18 protein-coding genes and 1 tRNA gene are annotated in these 23,284 nt (G+C 70.0%); 6 read left to right on the plus strand and 13 right to left on the minus strand.

Features of this window, described 5'->3' with window-relative positions:
• Positions 1-11: 11 nt before the first annotated feature.
• Positions 12-899, minus strand: coding sequence for a cell envelope lipid trafficking protein PgfA (gene pgfA, locus JOD65_RS15300; RefSeq protein WP_191195774.1), 888 nt, complete (start codon positions 897-899; stop codon positions 12-14).
• A gap of 175 nt (positions 900-1,074) precedes the next feature.
• On the opposite strand from pgfA, the gene JOD65_RS15305 reads away from it, so the two are divergent.
• The gene (locus tag JOD65_RS15305) at positions 1,075-2,889 is read left to right on the plus strand and encodes a glycosyltransferase family protein (protein WP_191195775.1); all 1,815 of its coding nucleotides are present in this window, start codon (positions 1,075-1,077) and stop codon (positions 2,887-2,889) included.
• The gene (locus JOD65_RS15310; protein WP_191195776.1) at positions 2,886-4,109 is read left to right on the plus strand and encodes an acyltransferase family protein; all 1,224 of its coding nucleotides are present in this window, start codon (positions 2,886-2,888) and stop codon (positions 4,107-4,109) included. Before JOD65_RS15305 ends, JOD65_RS15310 begins: the two co-directional genes overlap by 4 nt.
• On the opposite strand, the gene JOD65_RS15315 is transcribed toward JOD65_RS15310, so the two are convergent.
• Positions 4,001-8,128, minus strand: coding sequence for an alpha-(1->3)-arabinofuranosyltransferase (locus JOD65_RS15315; RefSeq protein WP_204811224.1), 4,128 nt, complete (start codon positions 8,126-8,128; stop codon positions 4,001-4,003). The genes JOD65_RS15310 and JOD65_RS15315 overlap by 109 nt on opposite strands.
• Positions 8,095-8,835 carry a class I SAM-dependent methyltransferase gene (locus JOD65_RS15320; protein WP_307821207.1) on the minus strand — a complete coding sequence of 247 codons (741 nt, stop codon included), beginning with the start codon at positions 8,833-8,835 and terminating at the stop codon, positions 8,095-8,097. The genes JOD65_RS15315 and JOD65_RS15320 overlap by 34 nt, the downstream gene beginning before the upstream one ends.
• A gap of 46 nt (positions 8,836-8,881) precedes the next feature.
• Between JOD65_RS15320 and JOD65_RS15325 the strand changes: the two genes are divergently transcribed.
• Positions 8,882-10,039 (plus strand): glycosyltransferase family 4 protein, encoded by a 1,158-nt coding sequence (locus JOD65_RS15325; RefSeq protein WP_191195778.1) that lies wholly within the window; start codon positions 8,882-8,884, stop codon positions 10,037-10,039.
• A 28-nt stretch (positions 10,040-10,067) separates the two neighbouring features.
• Here JOD65_RS15325 and JOD65_RS15330 read toward each other — a convergent pair whose 3' ends face one another.
• Together JOD65_RS15330 and JOD65_RS15335 are read right to left on the minus strand one after the other, a co-directional pair.
• Positions 10,068-10,226 (minus strand): hypothetical protein, encoded by a 159-nt coding sequence (locus JOD65_RS15330; protein WP_191195779.1) that lies wholly within the window; start codon positions 10,224-10,226, stop codon positions 10,068-10,070.
• A 63-nt stretch (positions 10,227-10,289) separates the two neighbouring features.
• On the minus strand, positions 10,290-11,996 hold the full coding sequence (locus JOD65_RS15335) for an MmpA family trehalose lipid delivery protein (protein WP_191195780.1): 1,707 nt from the start codon (positions 11,994-11,996) through the stop codon (positions 10,290-10,292).
• A gap of 25 nt (positions 11,997-12,021) precedes the next feature.
• Here JOD65_RS15335 and JOD65_RS15340 point away from each other — a divergent pair, with 25 nt between their 5' ends.
• The gene (locus JOD65_RS15340; protein ID WP_191195781.1) at positions 12,022-13,290 is read left to right on the plus strand and encodes a lipopolysaccharide biosynthesis protein; all 1,269 of its coding nucleotides are present in this window, start codon (positions 12,022-12,024) and stop codon (positions 13,288-13,290) included.
• Here the strand turns inward: JOD65_RS15340 and polA are convergent.
• Positions 13,284-15,986, minus strand: a complete 2,703-nt coding sequence (gene polA / locus JOD65_RS15345; RefSeq protein WP_191195782.1) for a DNA polymerase I — start codon at positions 15,984-15,986, stop codon at positions 13,284-13,286. The two genes, JOD65_RS15340 and polA, sit on opposite strands and share 7 nt — an antisense overlap.
• 84 nt (positions 15,987-16,070) lie before the next feature.
• Between polA and JOD65_RS15350 the strand changes: the two genes are divergently transcribed.
• On the plus strand, positions 16,071-16,526 hold the full coding sequence (locus JOD65_RS15350) for a hotdog fold thioesterase (protein ID WP_191195783.1): 456 nt from the start codon (positions 16,071-16,073) through the stop codon (positions 16,524-16,526).
• 28 nt (positions 16,527-16,554) lie between these two features.
• Here the strand turns inward: JOD65_RS15350 and JOD65_RS15355 are convergent, their stop codons facing one another.
• The 7 genes from JOD65_RS15355 to JOD65_RS15385 form a co-directional block, all read right to left on the minus strand.
• The gene (locus JOD65_RS15355; RefSeq protein WP_191195784.1) at positions 16,555-17,097 is read right to left on the minus strand and encodes a GNAT family N-acetyltransferase; all 543 of its coding nucleotides are present in this window, start codon (positions 17,095-17,097) and stop codon (positions 16,555-16,557) included.
• A gap of 116 nt (positions 17,098-17,213) precedes the next feature.
• On the minus strand, positions 17,214-17,912 hold the full coding sequence (locus JOD65_RS15360) for an ABC transporter ATP-binding protein (RefSeq protein WP_275579255.1): 699 nt from the start codon (positions 17,910-17,912) through the stop codon (positions 17,214-17,216).
• 1 nt (position 17,913) lies between these two features.
• A complete protein-coding gene (locus JOD65_RS15365; RefSeq protein ID WP_224747755.1) occupies positions 17,914-18,849 on the minus strand; it encodes an ABC transporter ATP-binding protein in 936 nt (311 codons plus the stop codon).
• On the minus strand, positions 18,842-19,981 hold the full coding sequence (locus JOD65_RS15370) for a branched-chain amino acid ABC transporter permease (protein WP_191195786.1): 1,140 nt from the start codon (positions 19,979-19,981) through the stop codon (positions 18,842-18,844). Before JOD65_RS15370 ends, JOD65_RS15365 begins: the two co-directional genes overlap by 8 nt.
• Positions 19,978-20,949, minus strand: coding sequence for a branched-chain amino acid ABC transporter permease (locus tag JOD65_RS15375; protein WP_191195787.1), 972 nt, complete (start codon positions 20,947-20,949; stop codon positions 19,978-19,980). The genes JOD65_RS15370 and JOD65_RS15375 overlap by 4 nt, the downstream gene beginning before the upstream one ends.
• Positions 20,950-21,044: 95 nt before the next feature.
• On the minus strand, positions 21,045-22,199 hold the full coding sequence (locus tag JOD65_RS15380; protein WP_191195788.1) for a branched-chain amino acid ABC transporter substrate-binding protein: 1,155 nt from the start codon (positions 22,197-22,199) through the stop codon (positions 21,045-21,047).
• Between the two features lie 201 nt (positions 22,200-22,400).
• Positions 22,401-23,048 (minus strand): ANTAR domain-containing response regulator, encoded by a 648-nt coding sequence (locus tag JOD65_RS15385; RefSeq protein ID WP_191195789.1) that lies wholly within the window; start codon positions 23,046-23,048, stop codon positions 22,401-22,403.
• A 37-nt stretch (positions 23,049-23,085) separates the two neighbouring features.
• Between JOD65_RS15385 and JOD65_RS15390 the strand changes: the two genes are divergently transcribed.
• Positions 23,086-23,168 (plus strand) — tRNA-Leu (locus tag JOD65_RS15390).
• Positions 23,169-23,284: the final 116 nt, after the last annotated feature.

Here is a 23,284-nt window from a genome sequence, read left to right on the forward strand (position 1 = left end):
TCGGTCCTGCCTCAGGCCGTCGTGTCGCGGCGCCCGCGCAGGAACAGGAACAGGCCGGCCAGGAGTGCGATCGCACCGCCGATGAATCCGATGAGCGGCAGGGTCTTGGTGAGCAGGTCCAGGGATCGTCCGTTGTCCTTGGCGTCCGCGACGTTGGCCTCGACCTGCTCGTCGGTGAACGCGAGCTGCATGTCGAGCAGCGGCGAGCCGTCCTCGAGCTCGCGCACCTCGTGCTGGGTCTGGTTGACGATGGATCCCGTCGTCGGATCGATCCAGATGAACTTGTCCTGGGAGTAGACACCGTCGATGCCCTCGACGACCTCGGCCGACTCCTCCTCCACGAGCACGTGGTACTTGTAGGTCTCGAGACCCTCGAGCGTCTCGGTGCCGTCGTAGGTGGCGTCGACCGCCTCGCCCAGCATGCCGTCCCAGTAGGTGTAGTCCTTCTTCTCGGCGTCGAAGGGCCACTTGTTGACGAGGCCCGACTTCTCCTCGGCGCTCGGCGGGACGTACTGGGGGTCGTTCACGGCCTCGGCCGTCCGGCGGTCGGTGGCGAACACGTCGCTGCTGGCGCTCACGAGCCGGTCGTCGGACTCGTCGACACACTGCGGCGTGTCGCCCTCGTCGATCACCAGACACGTCGTGTTGACGAAGACGACGACGTCGTCGTCGGACAGCTCCGCGTCGGCCTTCGTCACGCTGGCAGCCTTGACCTGGAGCGACTCGACGTCACCCGATGCCGGGTTGAGCTTGTCGGCCGTGCCGGACAGGTTGGTCACCGAGTCCGTGTCCAGCGGGGTCTTCTTGACCGCATCCCCGCCCCAGAGGACGACGGTGAGCGCGGCGACGAGCAGGAACGAACCAAGGCCGACCAAGACGGCGGCGATGACCTTGCGCACGAGAATCCTCCAGGCGGATTGAATGAAGTCGCCGAACGGTACCAGCAAGTAGCATGTCGTGGAGAGAGATCGTCGAACCCCCGGATGGACGTCTGCAAACGTGGTGACCAGTACTCCAGTGACTCCCGACCGAGTCGGGCGTCGCCGATCCCCACGTGTTGAAGAGGACCACCTGGTGATGAGAGCCCTGGTGCGCGTGTCAGATGAGCTGGCGCACTCGCGGACGTGGGTGCTCGGGACTGCCGTGGCGCTCATGGTCGTCCAGCTCGCGTTCCGCACCTGGGCCGCCGCGTCGAGCTGGTACTTCCTCGACGACCTCGTGTTCCTGCGGCGTCACGCCGAGGCGAGCGACTGGAGCTATCTCGTCGATCCCTACAACGGCCACGTCATGCCTGCCGCCAAGGCGATCTACTGGTTGCTTCGCACGACGGGCCCGACCGAGTGGTGGCCGGGAGCGCTGGTGGTCGTCGTCGGGCAGGCCCTCGCGAGCGCCGCCTGCCTCTGGATGCTCGTCAGCCTCTTCGGCCTTCGCCGGGCGATCCTGGTGCCCTACGCGATCTACCTGTTCCTCGCGATGTCCGTGCCCTCGTTCATGTGGTTCGTCGCGGCGCTGCAGCAGCTGCCACTGCAGATCACGCTCAGCCTCGGCGTGGGCGCCTGGGTGCGCTACCTCCGCACACGCCGAACGCTCTGGCTCGTGGCGTGCACCGGTGCGCTGGGTCTCGGCCTGGCGTTCTGGCCGAAGGCGCTCTTCCTGCTGCCGCTCCTCGCGTACCTCAGCATCGCCTACTTCTCTCCCCTCGGAGTGCGACGTCGACTGCAGGGCCTGCGTTCGCAGCTCGTGGCGTTCGTTCCGTTGCTCGTCGTGGGCCTGGCCTACGTCGGCTACTACGTGAGCGTCGTTCCGGGACAGCTCTCCACGGTCACCGCGCGACTCGTGGGCGAGTTCGCCGAGACGATGCTCGGCACCACCCTCATGACCGGTCTCGTGGGCGGACCCTGGCGCTGGCGGGACCCCGCCCCGCCCAACTCGTTCGCCGACCCCCCTCAGCTGGCGGTCCACCTCGCCTGGGTCGTCGTGCTGCTCGTCGTGGCGTACGCCTGGCTGCGCCGGCTCCGGACAGGACGGGCGTTCCTCCTGTTCCTCGGCTACGTCGGAGGCACGTTCGTCCTCGTCCTCGCCGGCCGCGCGACCGCCCTCGGCGCCACGCTCGGCACGGACGCGCGGTACCTCTCGGACATCCCCCTGATAGCGGCGCTCTGCCTGGGGCTCGCCTTCATCGACCTGCCTGACGCGCCCGGTTCGTCGGCCCAGCGCGAGAGGCCACTCGTCGCGGCCGTCCCGCGGCCTGTCGGCGTGGGACTGCTCGTCGTCGTCCTCGTCGGCAGCGTGGTGAGCTCGATCGGCTACGTTCGACCGTGGCATCGCGACAATGCGGCGCACGCTTTCTTCGACACTGTGCGCGCCGAGGTCGAGTCGCGCGGCCGGACCGAGATGGTGGATCGGGTCGTACCTGAGGACGTGATGTCTCAGCTGGCCGCGCCCGCCAACAGCTTCCAGTTCCTCGCGCCGCTCGTGACCGACGCGATCCACTTCCCCGACGTGTCGTCCGACCTCGCGATCGTGGGCGATGACGGCTCCTTCCGCCAGGTCGTGATCGATCGCGGGGTCGACTCTGTTCCTGGTCCTCTCGCCGGGTGCGGGTGGAAGGTGACGGAGAAGGGACGGCGGATCCCGCTCGCCGGGGACGCGTTCGACTTCGTCTGGTGGGCGCGCATCGGATACCTCAGCAGCAATGACTCACCCGTCACCGTGACCGCGGGGCAGAATCGGGTCCAGACGAGCGTGCGCAGCGGGCTCAACAACCTCTACCTGCGTCTGGAGGGGGGCTTCGACCACGTGACGATCGACGGACTCGACCCGGGGACGACGCTGTGCGTCGACACCGTCGAGGTCGGACAACCCGAGCCGGGAGCACCACTGCCGTGACGACAGACTCCGCCACGCAGGTCGAGATCGCGCACGAGTTCCCCGCGCTCGACACGGTGCGCGCCATCGGCGCCATCGCGGTCCTGACCACGCACGCCGCCTTCCAGACCGGCAGCTACCTCGGCTCGGGCGCGTGGGGCACGTTCCTCGCTCGCCTCGACGTCGGCGTCGCCATCTTCTTCGTGCTGTCCGCCTTCCTGCTCGCGCGCCCCCACTTGGCCCGGGCCGCCACGGGTCGGCCGGCCCCCGACCTCGGCTCGTACGGCCGGAAGCGAGTCCTGCGGATCGCCCCCGCCTACGTCGTGACGGCAGTGCTGGCGCTCGCCGTGTTCCCGAAGAACGCCGACGAGGGACCGCTGGACTGGCTCTCGACGCTGCTTCTCCTCGACATCTACACCCGCGACAAGCTGCCGCACGGGCTCACCCACATGTGGAGCCTCGCCGTCGAGGTGGCCTTCTACGTCCTGCTGCCGCTCCTCATGCTGGTGGCGCTCGGGCGCGGCCGTCGCCGGATCCTGCGTCCCCGCCGCACGCTCGCCGTGCTTGCGACCATGGCCGCCGTCACCGTGTGGTGGCACCTCGAGGGCACCCCCCTGCTCGATCCTCGGGTCCCCGGCGGCACCGGCCTCTGGCTACCCGGCTATCTCACGTGGTTCGCGGTCGGGATCGGGCTCGCGCTGCTCCACGTACGCCACCAGCAGGGCGTCGGCACCGTCGTCGAGCGACGGCTGGTCGAGCTCGGTCGGATGCCGGGCACCTGCTGGGTGCTCGTGGCCGGACTCGTGCTCGCCGTCTCCACCCCGCTCGCCGGCCCGGTGCTCTTCGTCGCAGGCACCCCGTCGGAGACACTGCTGAAGAACGTCGTCTACTCGATCATCGGCGGGCTCATCGTGCTCAGTGGTGTCTTTGCCGACCCGCAGCGCGGATACGGACGGCTCATGTCGCACCCGGTCTGCCGACACCTCGGCCAGATCTCGTACGGCGTCTTCTGCCTCCACCTGTCGATCATCAGCCTGGTGCTCTGGAGCACCGACTACCGTCTCTTCGGCGGCAACGGCCTGGAGGTGTGGGCGCTCACCCTCGTCGCCAGCATCGCAGCCGCGGAGGTGCTCTATCGCGTCGTGGAGCGACCTGCCCTGCGACTCGGGCGCACCCGATCCTCCTCGTCGAGCCACACCCAGGCCGCCACGGCCGAGAGGGACAGCACGACCAGCAGGTGAGGCCAGGCCAGCTGACCGGCCCACCCCGCCGAGCCGCCCCACGGCCGCACCGCGTACGCCGCGTAGGACGCGGCCAGCGGAGCGCCGAGCCACCACGCCCCGGCCTCCGGCGCCCTGCGGTGGAGGGCCGCGGCCCCGGCAGCACCGACCAGTGAGACCACCACGCCCGGATACCCCGCTACCACGCCGGCGACCATCAGCAGGACCGCTGCGTGCGCGATGAAGGGAAGTCTCCGGCGTCGCCCGGACTCCCGAGCACCACGTCGCCCGCGGCGGACGGACGCCGCGACCACCAGCAGCCCACCGAGGGCAACCGCGCCACCGAGCAGGCCCGCGCGGTAGGTGCCGTCAGGCGCGAACGACATCACGAGGCTCCCGGCCGCGGTCGTCGTCCACCCCTGGCGCCAGCCGTCGAAGACCTCCGGGACGGCCTCACGACCGTCGACGCGCGCGGTCCAGCCGGGGCTTGCGTTCTCTCGCGTCGCCACGTCGCCCCCGGTCGGCACGTCGACCCGACGCAGGACGGGGTCGGGCTGCTCGGTCGGGAGTGCTCTGCCGTCCGTCGGGCCCAGTGGGTCACCCAGGACCAGCACGTCGGGCACGAACGCGTCGGACGCCAGAAGGTCGACGTCGTTGACGCCCGTGCTTAGGGGAACCACATCGCCCCGGCACAGGACCGCCTCGAGTCGCCGCCCGGCCAGCATGTCCGCCGGGCTGCCCACGACCCGCGTGGACTGGGACACCGCGTTGTTGCGAATCGTGGGACCCGTGCCGCATGGAGTTCGGGCCGGCTCGTCAGGCAGGTCCAGAGGCAGGTAGGGGACGCCTTGCAGGACGAGCTCGCTGACTCCGACCGGCACGCTCTGCGCGGCACCGTCGAAGCCCAGGTCGGTGGCCGGCTCGGCGTCCAGGACCCGGACGGTGAGCTGGTCGGTGCGGATCGCGTCGAACCGGGCGGACCCGCGCTCCAGCTCGACCTCCTTCGTGCCTCCCGGCCACGAAAGCTCGACCCGCTGCGGCAGGCGAGCCGCGACGTCGCGGTTGACGCTCATCCCGAGGCCGGTGACCGTGCGCCGCCCCAGCCACGAGATCCGCAGCTCGGGGTTCAGCTCGCCGAGCGCCGCCGACCACGTGGTGCCTGCGTCTCCGTCCACGGCTGCGACGGCGCCCGCCCGCGGGTCGTCCACGCCGACCGAGGAGGCCGTGATCCGGGCCGGCTGGTCCTGCAGGATCACGTCGTCGAGGTCGGGTCCGGGGTAGGGGCTCACGATCAGGTGTGCCGGCACGGCGGTGGTGGCGTCGGACGTGAAGCGGCGGTGCACGTCGCGGGACTCCTCCTGAGAACCTGCCTTGTGCGCAGCACACCGGACGACGTCGTCCACTCGTGCGCAGCCGGTCCGGCCGTCGGAGAGGCGACGGAGCACGACTGCGTCGGGCTGTCCCCACTCCGGCGGCGTGGGCGGGACCACCAGGCGACGCACGACGTCTTCTCCGACCTCGACCTCGGCGAGCTCGATGTCGTTGCCGGTCCGCTCCGACACATCGGACACCGTCACCGACGACGTCCCACCGGGCACCTCCACCGACCGCGCCTCCCCCGGTGCGAACCTCAGGGGTTCGCTCTCCCAGTCGGGCGTCGACACGACGAGGACCTCGTCGCCCGCGTCACCGACGCGCACCGTCACCCGGCCGACGTCACGTGGCTCCTCGAGCTCGATGCGCCACCACTGCGCACCCGGCGACATCGTCGCGGACCGCCAGCTCGTGTCCGGGTCGCCGTCCACAGCCGCTTCGGGGAGGGTGCCACGTCGGGTGAAGCCCAGCGCGTCGGGGTCGGCCTGGGTGCTCGAGGCGGTCACCGACGCCGCGCCCTCCAGGTCCGCGACGGTGAGCCAGCGCGAGCCGTCCGCCACGGAGTAGTCAGGCACCCCGGACCGGGAGAGCTCGCGCCACTGCTCGTACGACAACGTCGGCGACACGGAGTCGTGGAGCCGGCCGAAGTTGCGCTCCACCGCCCGCAGACCGTCGGTGAGGACGACGCGGTCGGGTGGTGCATCGCCCCGGTCCGCACCCACGGCGAGCCGCACCGGGGAGGTGCCCACGACTCCCGCGTCGGCAAGGTCGAGGAGGTCCTCGGGCCCACCGACCACGACCGTCTCGGGATCCGCCGCCTCGGTGGCGTACGGCACCTCCCCTGTCACGCGATAGACCTCGACCGCCTGGTACTCCGTCTGCCAGCCGGAGTTGACCAGCGCCTTGCCCAGACGGCCTCCCTCGATGCGCGCCTCTCCACCGATGTCCGGCCCGAAGCCCACCGCCCGCACCAGTCCGGGCGTGTCGTCCAGAGCCTGGTGGACCAGGACCGGGTCGGCGACGTCGCGGCTGCGCTCGAGGTCGTTGCGTACCACCACGTGGGAGACACCGGCCCGGCGGAGGTAGCTCGCGAGCCCTTCGCTCCCCTGCCCCTCGTTGAGGCGTCGCTCGATCTCGTCGAGCATCCGGATGTTGCCGGCCGGGGTGAGCGGTACGGCGTTCCGAACGGCCCACGGGCTGCTCGCGAGCGCTTGCATGGGCTCGTCCCGAGGCGTGCCCCACACGTAGGTGCCGAACGACGAGCCGGGCACGAGGAGCGCCACGCCCGGGTGCTCCTCCTGGTCTTCCTCGAGCCACGCCGCCGCCTCCCGCCAGTAGCCGGGGACATCGCCGAACCCCTGCCCGGGTGTGATGCGTCCGACCCACGCGGGGGACGTCGATCCGACCACGGCCACCACGACGACGCCGATCGCGAAAGCGATGTTGGTCCGTTCGGACACGCCCAGGCCCTGACGTGTTCCTCGAGCGGCGCTCCAGCGGGACTGCAGCTCCTCGAGCGCGTAGGCGAGCCCGACCACCAGTGGGAGCCGGAGCACGACGTCGAACTTGTGCACGTTGCGCAGCGGCGCGAGCCACCCGTCGAGCAGCGTGAGCAGCTGTGAGGCGAACCACCCCTGCACGTCGCCGTGGTGGCCCATCGTCACGAGCACGAGGCCCGCGAACACCCCGGAGACCAGGAACAGGCGGTGCGGGTTGCGCCGCAGCGCAAGGCCCGCCACACCGGCCGCCAGGACGACCGCGCTGTTGAGGGGTAGGTAGAGCGAGGTGATGAGGTCACGTCCGGCGCGGCTGTCCGGGTCGAGGTATGCCACCCAGTTGGAGGTGCCCCGCAGCGCGTCGGCCAGTGTCGTGGGATAGGTCGTCACGGCCGCGGTCTCGATGAAGTCTAGGAACGGAGGACTGTAGGCTCCGAGCAGGAAGAGAGGCACGAGCCACCACAGCGTGCCGAGGACCGTGAAGAGCGGCCACCACAGCAGCATCGAGCGACGGCGCGGACCGGGTTCGCGGGTGAGCAGCCAGAGCACCCCCAGCGGAAGGACGGCGGACGTCGCCGCCGCGTTGACGCCCCCCACCATCGCCACCGCCAGGGCGGCCAGCGCGGCCGCCCGGACCGGCGAGCCGCGGCGGCTGCCGATCACGAGCGGCAGCAAGACCCAGGGCGCCAGGGCGCTCGGCCACACCTCGATCGAGCTGGGGCCCAGCACCGTCAGCATCCGCGGCGACAGGGCGAAGGCGAAGCCGGCGACGATGCAGGCCAGGTCGGATCGAACGCCCAGCGCGCGCGCGAGCAGAGCCATCCCGACGAGCGCCACGCAGAGCACGAGCGCCATCCACGACCGCTGCACGACCCACGCCGGGAGGTCCATGACGTAGCCCAGGGCGTGGAAGGGACCCATCGGCCAGAGGTAGCCGTAGGCCTGGTTCTGCAGCTGACCGAAAGCGCCCTCGGCGTCCCACAGGTGGGCCGCCCGAGCGAGGAAGTCCACCGGCGAGATCGCCAGGTCGAGCTTGGTGTCGGCGACCACGAGCCCCGCGGACTGGGTCAGGGCGAGACCCGTCAGCAGCGCGCAGGCAGCAACCAGCCGCCAACCAAAACGCGAGCCCTCCTGGTTCACCGCTTGCGCAGCACGAGCACCAGGTTCCACGTGATGACCTCTCTCACTACCGGGACGTGCAGCAGCCAGCGACTCCACCATGGGTTGTAACGCGGAACCAGGTGCACCACGTCGGCATCCTGCTGGCTGCGCGCCCACCGCAGCCCGTCGGCGACCGAGACCGCGAAGAGGGACTCACCGAACTTGTTCTTGGGCTCGTGACCGTGGCGCTCGGCGTACCGGCGTCGGGCCCGTCGCCCACCCAGGTAGTGCCAGGGCGCGGTCTCGTGGCCGCCCCACGGACCCCACCATGTGGTGTAGCTGATGAAGACCAGGCCGCCCGGACGGGTGACCCGCAGCATGTCATCGGCCATCCGCCACGGCTCCACAACGTGCTCGAGGACGTTGGATGAGTAGCAGACATCCACCGCCGCGTCGCGGAACGGCAGCTGCATGCCGCTGCCGAGGACGGTGCGCACGTCGATCGACCCCGTGCCGGCGAGCTCACCCACGTCGGCGTCGAGCGCGACGTAGGAAGCGCCAGCTGCCTCGAACGCCTGCCGGAAGTAGCCGGGGCCACCCCCGACGTCGAGCATCAGCTGGCCTGACAGGTCGTGGTACTGCGACACCTGCAGCGCGGAGTCGCGCGCAAGCGCAGTGTAGAACCGGGCCGGGTCGGGCTGCTCGTAGCGAAACTCCCGGAACAGCCGTAGCGACCGGGAGAGATCGGCGCGCCACGGCGGGGTCCTCGTCAGCACCCGCAGACCCTAACTGACAAGTGACCCGACGGTAGGGTTCTCGCCGATGACTGACCACCAGGAGCTCGCCGGCCGACATGTCGCCTTCTTCAGCTGGCGCGACACCCACAACCCCGAGGGCGGGGGCGCCGAGCGCTATCTCGAGAAGATGGCGCAAGGACTCGTCGCGCGCGGCGTCCGCGTCACGATCTTCTGCGCTGCCCATGCGGCCGCACCTCCCGACGAGGTCGTCGACGGCATCCATTTCATCAGGCGAGGGTCGAAGCTCACCGTGTACTCGGAGGGGTTCAGCGGGCTGGCTCGCGGCCGGTTCGGACACGTGGACCTGGTCGTGGACGTGCAGAACGGTCTCCCGTTCTTCACCCGCGCCGCCACGAAGGCACCCGTCGTCGTCCTCGTGCACCATGTGCACCGCGAGCAGTGGCCGGTCGTCTACCCGGGGCTCGTCGGCAAGGTCGGATGGGCGATCGAGCACCGCCTCGCGCCGCGGCTCTACCGCTCGTGCCAGTACGTCGCGGTGTCGCGGGCCACGCGCGACGAGCTCGTCCCTCTGGGCGTGGACCGCCAGCGCATCGCCGTCGTCCACAACGGCACCGACCCCGTGGTCGCCACGGGGGTCGGGAAGTCGGACCACCCGACGATCGCAGTGGTTGGGCGGCTGGTCCCGCACAAGCAGGTCGAGCACGCGATCGACGCGGCACTCGCCCTGCGGGCCGAGCACCCCGACCTGCGTCTCCACGTCGTGGGCAGTGGGTGGTGGGAGGCCGAGCTGCACCGCTACGCCGCCGACCGGGGCGCGGGCGACACTGTCGTGTTCGAAGGTCACGTGGACGAGACTCGCAAGCACGAGGTCTACGAGCAGGCATGGGCGTTGGCCCTTCCCTCACTCAAGGAGGGCTGGGGTCTGGTCGTCGGAGAAGCTGGCATGCACCGGACGCCGACCGTGGCGTACCGCTCAGCGGGCGGAACCCGGGAGTCCATCACCCATGACGTGTCAGGACTGCTCGTCGACGAGCCGCACGACTTCGTCGAGGCCCTGCGGGACCTGCTCGCCGATGCGGAGCTGCGTGGACGGCTCGGGGAGGGGTCACTCGAGATGAGTCACCGGTTCACCTGGGAGCACGCGCAGGAGTCGTTCGCCCACGTGGTGGCGGCCGTCCTGCGTGGTGAGCGCGTCGACGCGCAGGACCCCGACGCTGAGTGATCGGGGCGGGTCGCGGGTCAGGCAGGCGTCACTCGACGGTGGTGCCGTAGTTGAACTCCGGCGTGTTGATCGTGCCGGGAGACTGCTCCGGCGCACTTGTCTGGCTGGTGACGACGCCCATGAGAGTGGCGACGGCCAAGCCTCCGCCAACGACGATGCTGACGATCGGCGCGATGATTGAACCCATGGTTCTGGTGACCCTCCCTAGACGATGCGAGCAAGATACCAGCCGGTAGTGACCTTTGTGCAATCACGCGGCAACTCTTTGGCCGGCCCGCCTCAGCCATGCGAATGCAGCGAATACCAGCAGGCCGCACCAGCCGCACCACGCCAGTGACATCGCGACCACCCACGCGGCACGTGCCCCGACCTCCGACGCCGCGGGCCCGAGGTCGATCACGCTGAGTCCGTCGAGCTGCCAGACCACGTCCCCCTCGATGTCGGGCACCTCCACGGCCGGCAGCTGTTCGACGACGACGAGCCGGATGCCTGCCTCGCGAAGCCCCGCGGACCGCACCTGTGCGTCCGACGACTCCAGGGCGCGTCGCACCGCGGCGGCCGTCGGGTCCTCACCGGCGAGCGGTCGTCCGTCGACCACGAGCCGGTCCTCGACGACGACGCGCCGGGGCAGGTAGCGCCCGAGCGGTGCCAGCACTGGGCGTCCGTCGTTGTTCCACGACGGGGCCCGATAGCTCTGGAAAGGCAGCAGGGCGACATCGCCGGGCGGCAGCGACCGCAGCTCAGCGACCAGCTCGTCGTAGGAGTCCGGGTAGTCGACTGCGGCCAGGCGTCCGGAGAGACCGAGAGTCGCGTCGGGCATCAGCGCGACCGGGACCAACACGCAGGCGAGCGCGATCATCGCTCGGGAGAACGCGTCCGGGAGGGCGTGAACCAGGGCATCCGCGCCGCGCCCCGCCAGGACTGCAGTCAGAGGCGCGGCGAGAGCGAGCAGCCTGGACCCGTCACGAAGCAGGCCCGCGCCCGGCACCGTGCTGGCGAGCCACCCCGTCGCGCCGGGGAGCGCCCAGGTCGCCACGGTCACGGTCAGACCGATGACCCAGCACATCACGAGCGGTCGCCTCAGCTCTTGCGGCACCTTCGACCACCCGCGGCGAGCGCCGAGCAATGCCAGCGCCACCAGGACGACCGTCGTGATGACGGCGAGCGCGCCGGACCGTGATGGGAGCACCACCTGGGCGTTCCAGATCCCGCCGAGGGATACGAAGGCCAGAGGTCCCGGAAGGAGGCCACCACCGCTCGGCGCGAAGACGTCCGCACCGTCGGCGCTCGACGTGGCGCTTCCGGCGTGGAGGAGCCCGGACGCGAGCCAGGGCAGGTTGGCCAGCACGAGCAATGTCGCCAGGGCGAGCCGGTGACGCCACCCACGCGGCGCGGCAGCAGCGCAGGCAGCGACCCCCGTCACGATCCCGGTGGACGCGCTCAGGCTGCCGAAGACGAGGAGCACCGGGAGCCTCGCCGGAAGAACGCCTGACGTGCGCCACGCAGCCCCGGCCAGCACCACCCAGGGAAGGACTCCGTAACCCACGAGGACCGGCCAGTGGCCGATGGCCAGGCGCTCGACCACGAAGGGGTTCCATATGGCCACGGACGCAGCAACCAGGCGCGCAACGACGCCGGGACCGACCAGGGCGGCCGCACCGGAGCCGGCTGCCACGAGCGGCAGCAGCAGTACCAGCTTCTGCAGGAGCATGCCGCCCAGCACTTCGTCGAGGACGGCGACCACGGCATCGGAAGGGACGGCCCTCGGGAGCGCACTGCCGAGGCCGAGGGCATCCGCTCCGAGCCGGAGGTCCGGCACCCACACCATGTCGTAGCTCAGGACGTAACCGCGGCCGAGTGCGCCGCCGAGCAGCAGCACCGCGAGCACGGCTGCCCACACCGTCGGCAACAGCAGCCCACGCGTGCGTGCCGTCGCCCAATCGACCCGTGCTCCCACGGTGGGACACCTTAGGGTGTGCCGCATGTCCACACGAGCGCGCGACCGGTCGCACGAGGTCGCCGACCCCCGCCGAGGGCCTCGCGGCCTGCTGGCCGGGAGTGGGCAGATCGCAGTCGCGATGATGCTGATGAACATCGCCACCTACGGGTTCACGATGACCGCGGCACGGATCATCGGTCCCGTCCCCTACGGCGCGTTCTTCGCACTGATGAACCTCGTGATGATCGTCAGCGTCGTCATGCTGGGACTGCAAGCGACGGCCGCTCGCCGCATCAGCGCTGACCCCGCTCACGTCGGCCAGATCGAGCGCGAGATCCTGCGGGTGGCCTCCCGCGCGTCGCTGCTGCTGGGCGTCGTCCTGCTCCTCGGCGCCCCCCTCGTCAACCAGCTGCTCGACCTCGACAGCATGCCGACGGCCATGCTGGCCGCCGTCGCGGCCGTGCCCATGACGATGACGGGGGCGCAGATGGGCATCCTCCAGGGCGAGCGGCGCTGGCGCGAGCTCGCGATCATGTACGTGCTCTCGGGCGTGCCGCGGCTCGTCATCGGCCTCGCGCTGATCCTCTGGCGGCCCACGGAGTTCGTCGCGTTCCTCGGCGTCGCGCTCGGCTACTACGCGCCGTTCCTCTACGGGCTCGTCGTGCTGCGACACGGCCGGGAGTCCGGCGACACCCACGACCGTCACGGGCTGCTCCCTGTCGTCAAGGAAGCCGTCCTCAACTCGCAGGCGCTGTTCGCCTACCTCGCGCTGACCAACATCGACATGCTCGTCGGGCGTTCGGTGCTCGACTCGCACGACTCGGGTCTGTACGCCGCCGGCCTCATCGTCTCCCGCGCCGTGATGTTCCTCCCCCAGTTCGTCGTCGTCATCGCTTTCCCGTCGATGTCGACGAGCCGCAACCCTGCGCGCGCCCTGGCTGGCAGCCTGCTGGTCGTCGGCGGCCTGGGGGGAGCCTGCGTGCTCGCCACGGCCATGTTCCCCGACCTGGTGCTGGTGTTCGCCGGCGGCAAGGAGTACGACGAGGTGAGCGCGTTGCTGTGGGTCTTCGCCGTGCTTGGCACGACCATGTCGCTCCTGCAGCTGCTGGTCTACTCGGTCCTCGCCCGCCAGGGCACGGTGTCGATGGCGCTGGTCTGGGTGGCCTTGGGAGCAGTCGTCGCCATGGCCACGACCATGGTCTCCACCGTCGGCGACCTCCTTGCAGTCGTGCTCTCCGTCGATCTCGTCCTCTTGGCGGTCCTGCTGCCAATCAGCTTCGTCAAGCTGAGGCAGCGCTCAACCGTTCAGTGAGCGGCGTCGTGCCAGCTGCGCCCGGTGCCGATCGAGACGTCGAGGGGGACGGTGAGGTCGGCCGCGCCGCCCATCTCGGTGCGGACGATCTCGGCGAGCTCGTCGTGCTCCCCCGGCGCCACCTCGAGCACGAGCTCGTCGTGCACCTGCAGCAGCATCCGCGAGCGCAGGCCGTGCTCGGCGAGGGCGCGCTCGACGCCCAGCATCGCCACCTTGATCAGGTCGGCCGCCGAACCCTGGATGGGCGCGTTGAGCGCCATCCGCTCAGCCGTCTCGCGACGCTGCCTGTTGTCGCTGGTGAGGTCGGGTAGGTAGCGGCGACGACCGAGGATCGTCTCGGTGAAGCCCGAGCGCCGTGCCTCGTCGACGATCCCGCCGAGGTAGTCGCGCACCCCGCCGAAGGTCTCGAAGTACTCGTCCATGAGGCCCTTGGCCTCGGAGGTCGAGATGCGCAGCTGCTGGGACAGGCCGAACGCGGACAGTCCGTAGGCGAGGCCGTAGTTCATCGCCTTGATCTTGGCGCGCTGCTCGACGCTGACGTCCTCTGCGGCGACGCCGAAGACGCGGGCGGCGGTGATGGAGTGGAAGTCCTGGCCGGACCGGAACGCCTCGATGAGCAACGCGTCCTCGGACAGGTGGGCCATGATCCGCATCTCGATCTGGCTGTAGTCGGCGGTCATCAGCGACTCACCGGCCGCACCGACGACGAAGCCCTCGCGGATGCGGCGACCGGCCTCGGTGCGGATCGGGATGTTCTGCAGGTTGGGGTCGGTGCTCGAGAGCCGGCCTGTGGCGGCGATGATCTGGTTGTAGGTCGTGTGGATGCGGCCGTCGGAGGCGACGGTCTTGAGCAGGCCCTCCACGGTCTGGCGCAGCCGGATCACGTCCCGGTGGCGCAGCAGGTGCTGCAGGAACGGGTGCTCGGTCTTCTCGAAGAGCTGCTGCAAGGCGTCGGCGTCGGTGGTGTAGCCGGTCTTGGTGCGCTTGGTCTTGGGCATGTCGAGCTCGTCGAACAGCACCACCTGCAGCTGCTTGGGCGAGCCGAGGTTGATCTCCTTGCCGATGACGTCGTAGGCGTCGGTCGCCGCAGCGCGCACCTGGTCGCTGAACTCCGACTCGAGGCCCTCGAGGTAGTCGGTGTCGACCGCGATGCCAACCTGCTCCATGCGGGCGAGGGTGCCGATGAGCGGGAGCTCGACCTCGCGCAGCAGGCGGGTGCCACCGTGCTCGTCGACCGCGTGGTCGAGCGCGTCGGCGAGGTCGAGGACGGCCCGGGCGGTCAGCATCGCGGTGTCGCTGGCCGTGGTGTCGTCCATCGCGTCGAAGCTGAGCTGGTCGGCGTCGACGGTGTCCTGCCGCAGCTCGCGCTTGAGGTAGCGGAGGGTCAGGTCGGCCAGGTCGTAGGAGCGCTGGTCGGGCTGGACCAGGTAGGCCGCGAGGGCGGTGTCGACCTCGAGTCCGGCGAGGTCCCAGCCGCGCGCGGCCAGCGCGAGCCTTGGCCCCTTGGCGTCATGGATCGCCTTGGGGCGCTCCGGGTCGGTCAGCCACGCCGCGACGGCAGCGTCGTCGTCCGCGCCGATCTCCGCCACGTCGAGCCAGGCCGCCTGCCCCTCGCGGGTCGCCACCGCGACGGAGAGCACCTCGCCGGTGCCGGCGCGCCAGCTCCCCTGGACGGAGACCCCCACGCGCGTGCCGGCAGGCGCGTGCTCCTGGAGCCAGGCTGCGGCCTCGCCGGACGCGAGGCGCTGGCCGTCGAGCTCGAACCCCGATTCCGCCTCGACCGTGTCGGCCGGGTCGGGATCGATGGTCTCGAGCAGCCGGCCGCGCAGCTCGCCGCGGAACTCCAGCTCGTCGAGCAGCTCGAGGCCGGCGGTGCGGTCCCACGGGCGGCGACCGAGGTCGCTCGGGTGCAACGGCAGATCCATGTCGCGCACGAGCGCGTTGAGCTGGCGGTTGCGGATCACGTCGCCGAGGTGCTCGCGGAGCGCCTCGCCCTTCTTGCCGGTGATCTCGTCGGCGCGGGCGATGACGTTGTCGAGGCCGTCGAACTGGTTGATCCACCTCGCGGCAAAGCCCGGGCCCACACCGGGCACGCCGGGAAGGTTGTCGGAGGTCTCGCCGACGATCGCCGCGAGCTCGGGATAGCGGCCCGGAGGGACGCCGTACTTCTCCTCGACCGCTGCCGGGGTGAGCCGGGCGAGGTTGCTCACGCCCTGCATGGGGTAGAGCACGGTCGAGCTGTCCGTGACGAGCTGGATGGAGTCGCGGTCACCGGTGAGGATCAGCACCTCCATCCCGTCCGCCAGCGCCTCGGTGACGAGGGTGGCGATGATGTCGTCGGCCTCGTAGCCGGCGACGTCGAGGTGCTGGATGGACAGCGTGTCGAGCACCCGGCGGATCAGCGGCAGCTGGCTGCTGAACTCGTCGGGCGTCTTGTTGCGCTTGGCCTTGTAGTCGCTGTACTGCTCGAGGCGGAAGGTCTGCCGCGACTTGTCGAAGGCGACCGCGACGTGGGTGGGCACCTCGTCTCGGAGCACGTTGACGAGCATCGAGGTGAAGCCGTAGACAGCGTTGGTGTGCTGGCCCGAGGCGGTCGCGAAGTTCTCCACCGGCAGCGCGAAGAACGCCCGGTAGGCCAGGGAGTGGCCGTCCAGCAGGAGGAGGCGGGGGCGGGTCGACTCGCTCGTCTCAGGCACTCGCCGACTCTATCGGCCGCCACCGACACCGGGCGTCCCCAGCCCCGGCGACGCCAGCGCGCCCTGCTCGGACAGAATGACGCCATGAGCGAGACACCCGGCACCCCTCCCACGTCGCTGGCGGACCTGAGCGTCGAGGAGCTCATCGCCTTCCTCCCGCAGGGCAACGGTCGCCTCAACGACAAGATGGGCGTGCAGCTCGTCGAGGTCGCCGCGGAGCGGGTCGTCGCGACCATGCCCGTCGAGGGCAACACCCAGCCCTTCGGCCTGCTGCACGGTGGCGCGTCGGTCGTGCTCGCCGAGACCCTCGGCTCCATCGGGTCGGCCATCCACGCCTATCCGGCGAAGATCGCCGTCGGGGTGGACATCAACGCCACCCACCACCGCGCGGCCACCTCCGGCCTGGTCACCGGCGTCGCGACCGCCATCCACCTCGGCCGGTCCTCGACGTCGTACGACGTCGTGATCACCGACGAGCAGGGCCGACGCGTGTGCACCTCGCGCATCACCTGCGCGCTGCTGGACGCCCCGAAGCCCTGACGCGCTCCCGGCAGCAGTCGTCCCCGGATCAGCCCGGGACGCGCTCGCGGCGGATCCGCCGCGCCGCGAGGACCCGGTCGATCCGCTGCCGACTGGTCGCCGCCTGAGTGCCCTGCCGCGCCTGTGGCAACCGGGCGCGCACGGCGCTGGTGGTGGCGGCCCGCAGCGTCGCCTGCGGGGTGAACGACAGCCGCGCCATGAAGCGGTTGGCGTCGCGCGCCTCGGCGGCCGCGGCCGTCTGCACGTGGCTGATGCCGTGCTGCTCGGCGAACCGGCAGGCCGCCTCCATCAGTGCGCTGCCCACGCCCTTGCGTCGGAACTGGGTGAACACGTGCGGCGAGACCGCCAGGACGGCCCGCTCGAGGTTGAGCGGGGTGAACGTCGTCGCCTCGAGGTAGACCGCGCCCGCGACCTCCCCGTCCACCTCCGCCACGACCACGCACTGGTCCTCGCGGGACTCGGCGGTGGCGAGGATCCCGGCCACGTCGGCGAGCTGCTCGTCGAGCGCACCGCGGCGCAGGATGTCGCCCCACAGCTCACGCAGGGAGGGGACGTCCGTGGTCTCTGCCACGCGTACGGTCACCGGCGTCCGACTCATCGACCCACCACTTCCTCGAGCACCACGGTGGCCCCCAGCCGCCCTCTCGCGGCACCACGCCGGGACAGACCCTATCCCCGATGCCGGGATCAGGCTACGCCGAGGTAGGCCTCACGCACCGAGGGATCGTCGAGGAGCTCGGCACCCGTGCCGGACTTCACGATGTTGCCGGTCTCGAGGACGTAGGCCCGGTCGCTGCGCGAGAGCGCCTGCTTGGCGTTCTGCTCCACGACCAGGATGGTCGTGCCCTGCTGCGAGATCTCCGTGATGATGTCGAAGATCTGCTGGATCAGCATCGGGGCGAGGCCCATCGACGGCTCGTCGAGCATGAGCAGCTTGGGGCGCGACATGAGGGCACGACCGATGGCGAGCATCTGCTGCTCGCCACCCGAGAGCGTGCCGGCGATCTGCTTGCGCCGCTCCTGCATCCGCGGGAAGAGGTCGAAGACCCGGTCGTAGTCCTCGTCCATGGCCGCCTTGTCCTTGCGGGTGTAGGCGCCCATGTTGAGGTTCTCGGTGACCGTCATGCCGGGGAAGATCCCGCGGCCCTCGGGGCAGAGCACGAGGCCCTTGCGCAGGCGCTGGTCGGCCCGCATCTTGGTGACGTCCTGACCGTCGAAGACCACTGACCCGGACGAGAGCCCGCGCACGCCGGAGAGGGCTCGCATGGTCGAGGTCTTGCCGGCGCCGTTGGCGCCGATCAGCGAGACGACCTCACCCTCCTCGACGTGCACGCTGATGCCGTGCAGCGCCTCGATCTTGCCGTAGCTGAGAACGGCGTCCTTCATCTCAAGCAGCATCGTCAGGCTCTCCCAGGTAGGCGGCGATGACCTTCGGGTTGCGGGCGACCTCTTCCGGGGTGCCCTCAGCGATCTTCTGGCCGAACTCGAGCACGACGATCCTGTCGGTCACGCCGAGGACCAGCTTCATGTCGTGCTCGATGACCAGGACCGTGTGCCCGAGGTCGCGGATGCGGCGGATGAGACCCATCAGGTCCTCCTTCTCCGCGGGGTTGAAGCCGGCAGCCGGCTCGTCGAGGCAGATCAGCTCGGGCTCGGTGGCCAGGGCGCGGGCGATCTCGAGGCGGCGCTGGTAGCCGTAGGGCAGGTTGCGCGCGACCTCGTGGGCCCGGTCGGCGATGCCGACGAAGCGCAGCAGCTCCATGGACCGACGTCGACCGGCCCGCTCCTCCAGCGTGTGGCGGCTGATGCCGAACACCTTGGCGAAGCTGCGGCGGATGCCACCTGCCGGCAGCTCCTCCTCCGACGGGCGGACCCGGTAGGCACGGAACAGCACCCCGAGCACGCTCGTCCTGTGGCGGGCGTCGCACCCGACCATGACGTTCTCCAGGGCCGACATCTCCGGGAAGAGCCGGATGTTCTGGAACGTGCGGGCGATGCCGAGGTGGTTGATCCTGTGGGGCTTGGTGCCCGCGATCTCCTGGCCCTTGAACCGGATCGTGCCGTCCGTGGGCGTGTAGACGCCCGTCATCGCGTTGAAGCAGGTGGTCTTGCCGGCACCGTTGGGACCGATGAGGCCGAGGATCTCGCCCCGCCGGATCTCGAAGTTGACGTCGTTGAGCGCGACGACGCCGCCGAAGCGGAGGGTGACGTGGTCCACCTCGAGCAGGACGTCGCCCATGGCGCCGGACGCCTCGTGGGCAATGGCGTCGTGGTCGGAGGTGTCCTTGAGCACCTCGGCGCCCTCGATCTCGTGCTCAGGCATCTGCGGCAGCCTCCTCGGCCTCGTGTCGTCGATCTTCGATCTCTGCGGCTCGTCGTCTGCTCGGCACCAGGCCCTGGGGTCGGAGGACCATCACCAGCACCAGCGCCAGGCCGAAGGCGAAGGGGCGCCACTCCTGGAGCTCGCGGAACCGCTCGGGGAGGTAGGTGAGCAGGAAGGCACCGACGAGCACACCGACGATGTTGCCCGAGCCACCGATGACCACCATGGCCACGAAGAGGAACGACAGGTTGAGCATGAACGCGTTCGGCTCGACGTACTGCTGCTTGCTGCCGAACAACAGCCCGGCGAGCCCACCGACGGACGCGCCGATCGCGAAGGCCCACAGCTTGAACTTGAAGCCCGCGACGCCCATGACGGCCGCGGCGTCCTCGTCCTCACGGATGGCCAGCCAGGCACGACCGACACGGCTGTGCTCGAGGCGACTGGCCAGCCAGACGATGAGGATGAGGATGACGAGCGCCAGCCAGTACCAGCGCTCGGCGTCGATGGTGTTGAAGAACGACCGCCCGTCGATCTCCGGCCCGGGCGGCACGGGGACCTGGGTGATGCCCGCGGCGCCGCCGGTGATGGGGTCGAGGTTGCGCGCGGTGATGCGGATGATCTCGCCGAACCCGAGGGTGACGATCGCGAGGTAGTCGCCGCGGAGCCGCAGCGTCGGAGCGCCGAGGATCACGCCCGCCGTGAGCGCCATCGCGATCGCGATGGGGATGCACATCACGAACGGGACGGCCCACTCGTCGGACAGCCCGAAACGCGACTGAATGGCCTCCACGACCGGCGAGGACGGCGACCCGAAGAGAGCCACCGAGTAGGCGCCGAGGGCGTAGAAGCCGACATAGCCGAGGTCGAGCAGTCCGGCGAAGCCGATCACCACGTTGAGGCCGACGGCCGCGATCATGTAGACGACGATGAGGAACAGCACGCTCGCCCAGTCGGAGCCGGTCGGGTTGAGGTCGGTGCGGATGTAGGCGAACGGCAGGATGTTGAGGAAGGGCAGGTAGAACGCGAAGGCGATGAACAGCAGCAGGCCGACGGAGCGGACCCACTTCGGGGCGCTGTCCCAGCGGTTGCCGAGGCGAAGGCCGCGGAGGGCTTCGGAGATCTGGCTCATGCGCGTGCCTTTCCGAGGGACTCACCGAGCAGTCCGGTGGGCCGGAACATCAGGACCAGGACGAGGACGATGAACGCGGTGACGTCGGTCCAGCTGGAGTCCCAGATCTGCGAGGCGTACACCTCGACCACGCCCAGCAGCAGACCGCCGACCAGCGCACCGCGCAGGTTGCCGATGCCGCCCAGGACCGCGGCGGTGAACGCCTTGATGCCGATGATGAAGCCGATGTCGAACTTCGTGATGTCGTACTGGATGGTGAACAGGAGGGCGGCGACGCCGGCCATCGCGCCACCGAGCACGAAGACGAGCATGATGACGCGCTCCTGGTTGACGCCCATCAGGGAGGCGGTGTCCGGGTCCTGCGCGACCGCGCGGACGCCGCGGCCGAGGCGGCTCTTGTTCACGAAGGTGTCCAGCGCGACCATCATGACGATGGCGCCGATGATGATCAGCAGCCGGGTGTTGGTGACAGGCAGGTCGAGGCCGGGGATCGTGAAGACGACCTTCGTCTCGATCACGGACGGCACGTTGACCGTCACGCGGCCGAACGGCGGACCGAAGAACGCTTTCAGCACCTGGCCGAACGTCTCGACGAGCACGAGCGAGCAGCCGATGCCGGTGATGAGGAAGATCAGCGGCGGAGCACCCTTCCTCCGCAGCGGCCGGTAGGCGATCCGTTCGACGGCCAGTGCGGTGCCTGCCGAGGCCAGCATCGCCGCGAGCAGCGCCAGCACGGTGGTGCCGACGACCGCGCCGACCCCCATCCCGGCCGTGGCGCCGAGGACGGTGTAGACACCGAGCACCGTCCAGGTGCCCACCATGAACACCTCGGAATGGGCGAAGTTGATCAGCTTCATCACGCCGTACACCATGGTGTAACCGAGCGCGACGAGCGCGTAGATGGATCCGCGGGTGATGCCGTCCAACGTGTGACGGTCCAACCCGCTGATCAGGGCGTCGAAGTCCACTCAGGGCCCTCCCAGTAGTGCGGCCCGGTCCGGGCCATGGAGCGGGGGCGGCCGAGTCCCGGCCGCCCCCGCGGTGTCCATGCTTGGTGCCTCGATCAGCCCTCGGGCTTGACCTCGACCTCGGGCGTGAGCGTGCCGTCGACGTTCTTGTAGGCCCAGTAGGAGACCTGGTCCTTCGGCACGTCACCGGCGTCGTCGAAGGCGATGTCCTTGCTGAGACCCTCGCCCTCGTAGTCGTTGACGAACGTGAGGACTTCCTCGCGGGTGCGAGCGCCGTCGTCCAGCGCGGCGAGGAAGACGCTCATCGCGTCGTAGCCCTCAGCAGCGTAGGCGCCGGGCGCACTGCCGAACGCCTCCTCGAAGTCGGCAGCGAAGGTGCTGTCCTCCTCGATCGGAGCACAGGGGCACATCACGACCGCGCCCTCGCCGGCGTCGCCCACGGCGTTGCCGAAGTCGGCACCGAAGAGGCCGTCACCACCGACGAACGGGGCCTCGATGCCCGCGTCGCGGATCTGCTTGAGCAGCGGAGCCGCCTCGGCGATGTAGCCGCCGTAGAAGATGGCGTCGGGCTCGGCCGACTCGATCTTCGAGATCGTCGGGGCGAAGTCGGTCTGGCCCACCTGCGTCTTGTCGCGCTGGACCATCGCGTCGCCGAGGGTCTCCTCGACGCGGTCGGCCAGCGGCTCGCCGTAGGCCTCGGAGTTGTCGACGACGAAGACCTTGGAGGCGCCGACCTCGTCGGTGAGGTACTTCGCGATCGCTGCGCCCTGGTAGTCGTCGTAGGGCACGAGCCGGTGGAAGACCTCGACCGGGTCGTCCTGGGTCAGGTCGGTCGCGGTCGCCGACTGGCTGATCATCGGGACGCCGCCATCCTGGTAGATGGTCTTCGTCGCGCGGGTCTCGCCGGAGAACGCGCCACCGAGGACACCGATGAACGTGTCGTCGCCGGCGATCTGGGTCGCGACGGGCGTGGCCTTGGCCGGGTCGCCCTCGGTGTCGAAGCGCTCGAGGGTCACCTCGCACTCGTCGTTGTCCCACTGGTCGATCGCCAGCTCGGCGCCGTCCACGGACGGGAGGACGATGCTGGCGTTGGCGCCGGAGAGGGCACCCATCGCACCGATCTTGAAGTTGCAGTCCTCGCCGCCGGCGTCACTGCCGCCGCCGTCGTCGGTCGTGCCGCACGCGGTCAGCGCAAGGCCGGCCACAGCCGTGAACGCGACAGCCTGCCACGTCTTGGATGAGCGGATCATGGATCCCTCCACAGTTCTATGGGCTGTCCACCTCGGCAGCCTCTCGGCGGGAACCTAACACTCTGGATGTGGCCCAGGACACGATTGAACGGCCTGAGTTGCGTGCCGTTGCCGTTTCGTGACCAACCGGTCTGTACCGGAAACCCGCGCGAAACACGCGACGGCGGTCCTGGCCTTGAGCAGACCTTGACGAGCCCTGGATCAGGAGGGGTCCGCCGGTCCGCGGTCGACGTCGCCGAGCCCGGCGACCCCGTGCTCCACGACGCCGTCGGAGACCTGCTTCATCGACAGCCGGAGGTCCATCGCGGTCTTCTGGATCCAGCGGAAGGCATCGGGCTCGCTCAGCCGGAGCTTCTCCTGGAGCACGCTCTTGGCACGGTCGACGGACTTGCGCGTCGCCAGCGACTCCTGGAGGTCGGACACCTCGCGCTCCAGCACCGTGATCTCGGCGTAGCGGCTGACCGCCATCTCGATCGCGGGCACCAGGTCGCCGCGCTGGAACGGCTTGACGAGGTAGGCCATCGCGCCGGCGTCGCGCGCCCGCGCCACGAGGTCGCGCTGGGAGAACGCGGTGAGGATGACGACCGGGGCGATCCGCTCCCCCGCGATCGTCTCGGCGGCCGCGATCCCGTCGAGCACGGGCATCCTGACGTCGAGGATGACCAGGTCGGGTCGCAGCTCGCGCGCCAGCTCGATCGCCCGCTGACCGTCTCCGGCCTGGCCCACGACGTCGTACCCCTCCTCGCCGAGCATCTCGGCGAGGTCCATGCGGATGAGCGCCTCGTCCTCGGCGATCACGACCCGGCGTACGCCGTCTGCGGGGGTGCTGCTCTCAACGGGCTGCGTCACGACGGCAAGGCTAGTTCCGCTACGGTGTGCGCACCCAGCCGGGTTGGCGGAATGGCAGACGCGGTGGTCTCAAACACCACTGCCCGCAAGGGCGTGTGGGTTCGACTCCCACACCCGGCACACCCTCGGTGTCGGTGGCAACCGCCACGCTCGGCACGTGCCCCACATCCGCCCGCAGTCGGTCGTCGACTCGGCCCTCAGGTGCTCAGCTCGCGGAATGCTCGATGCCGACAACG

The organism is Nocardioides cavernae, assembly GCF_016907475.1.
GTDB lineage: Bacteria > Actinomycetota > Actinomycetes > Propionibacteriales > Nocardioidaceae > Nocardioides > Nocardioides cavernae.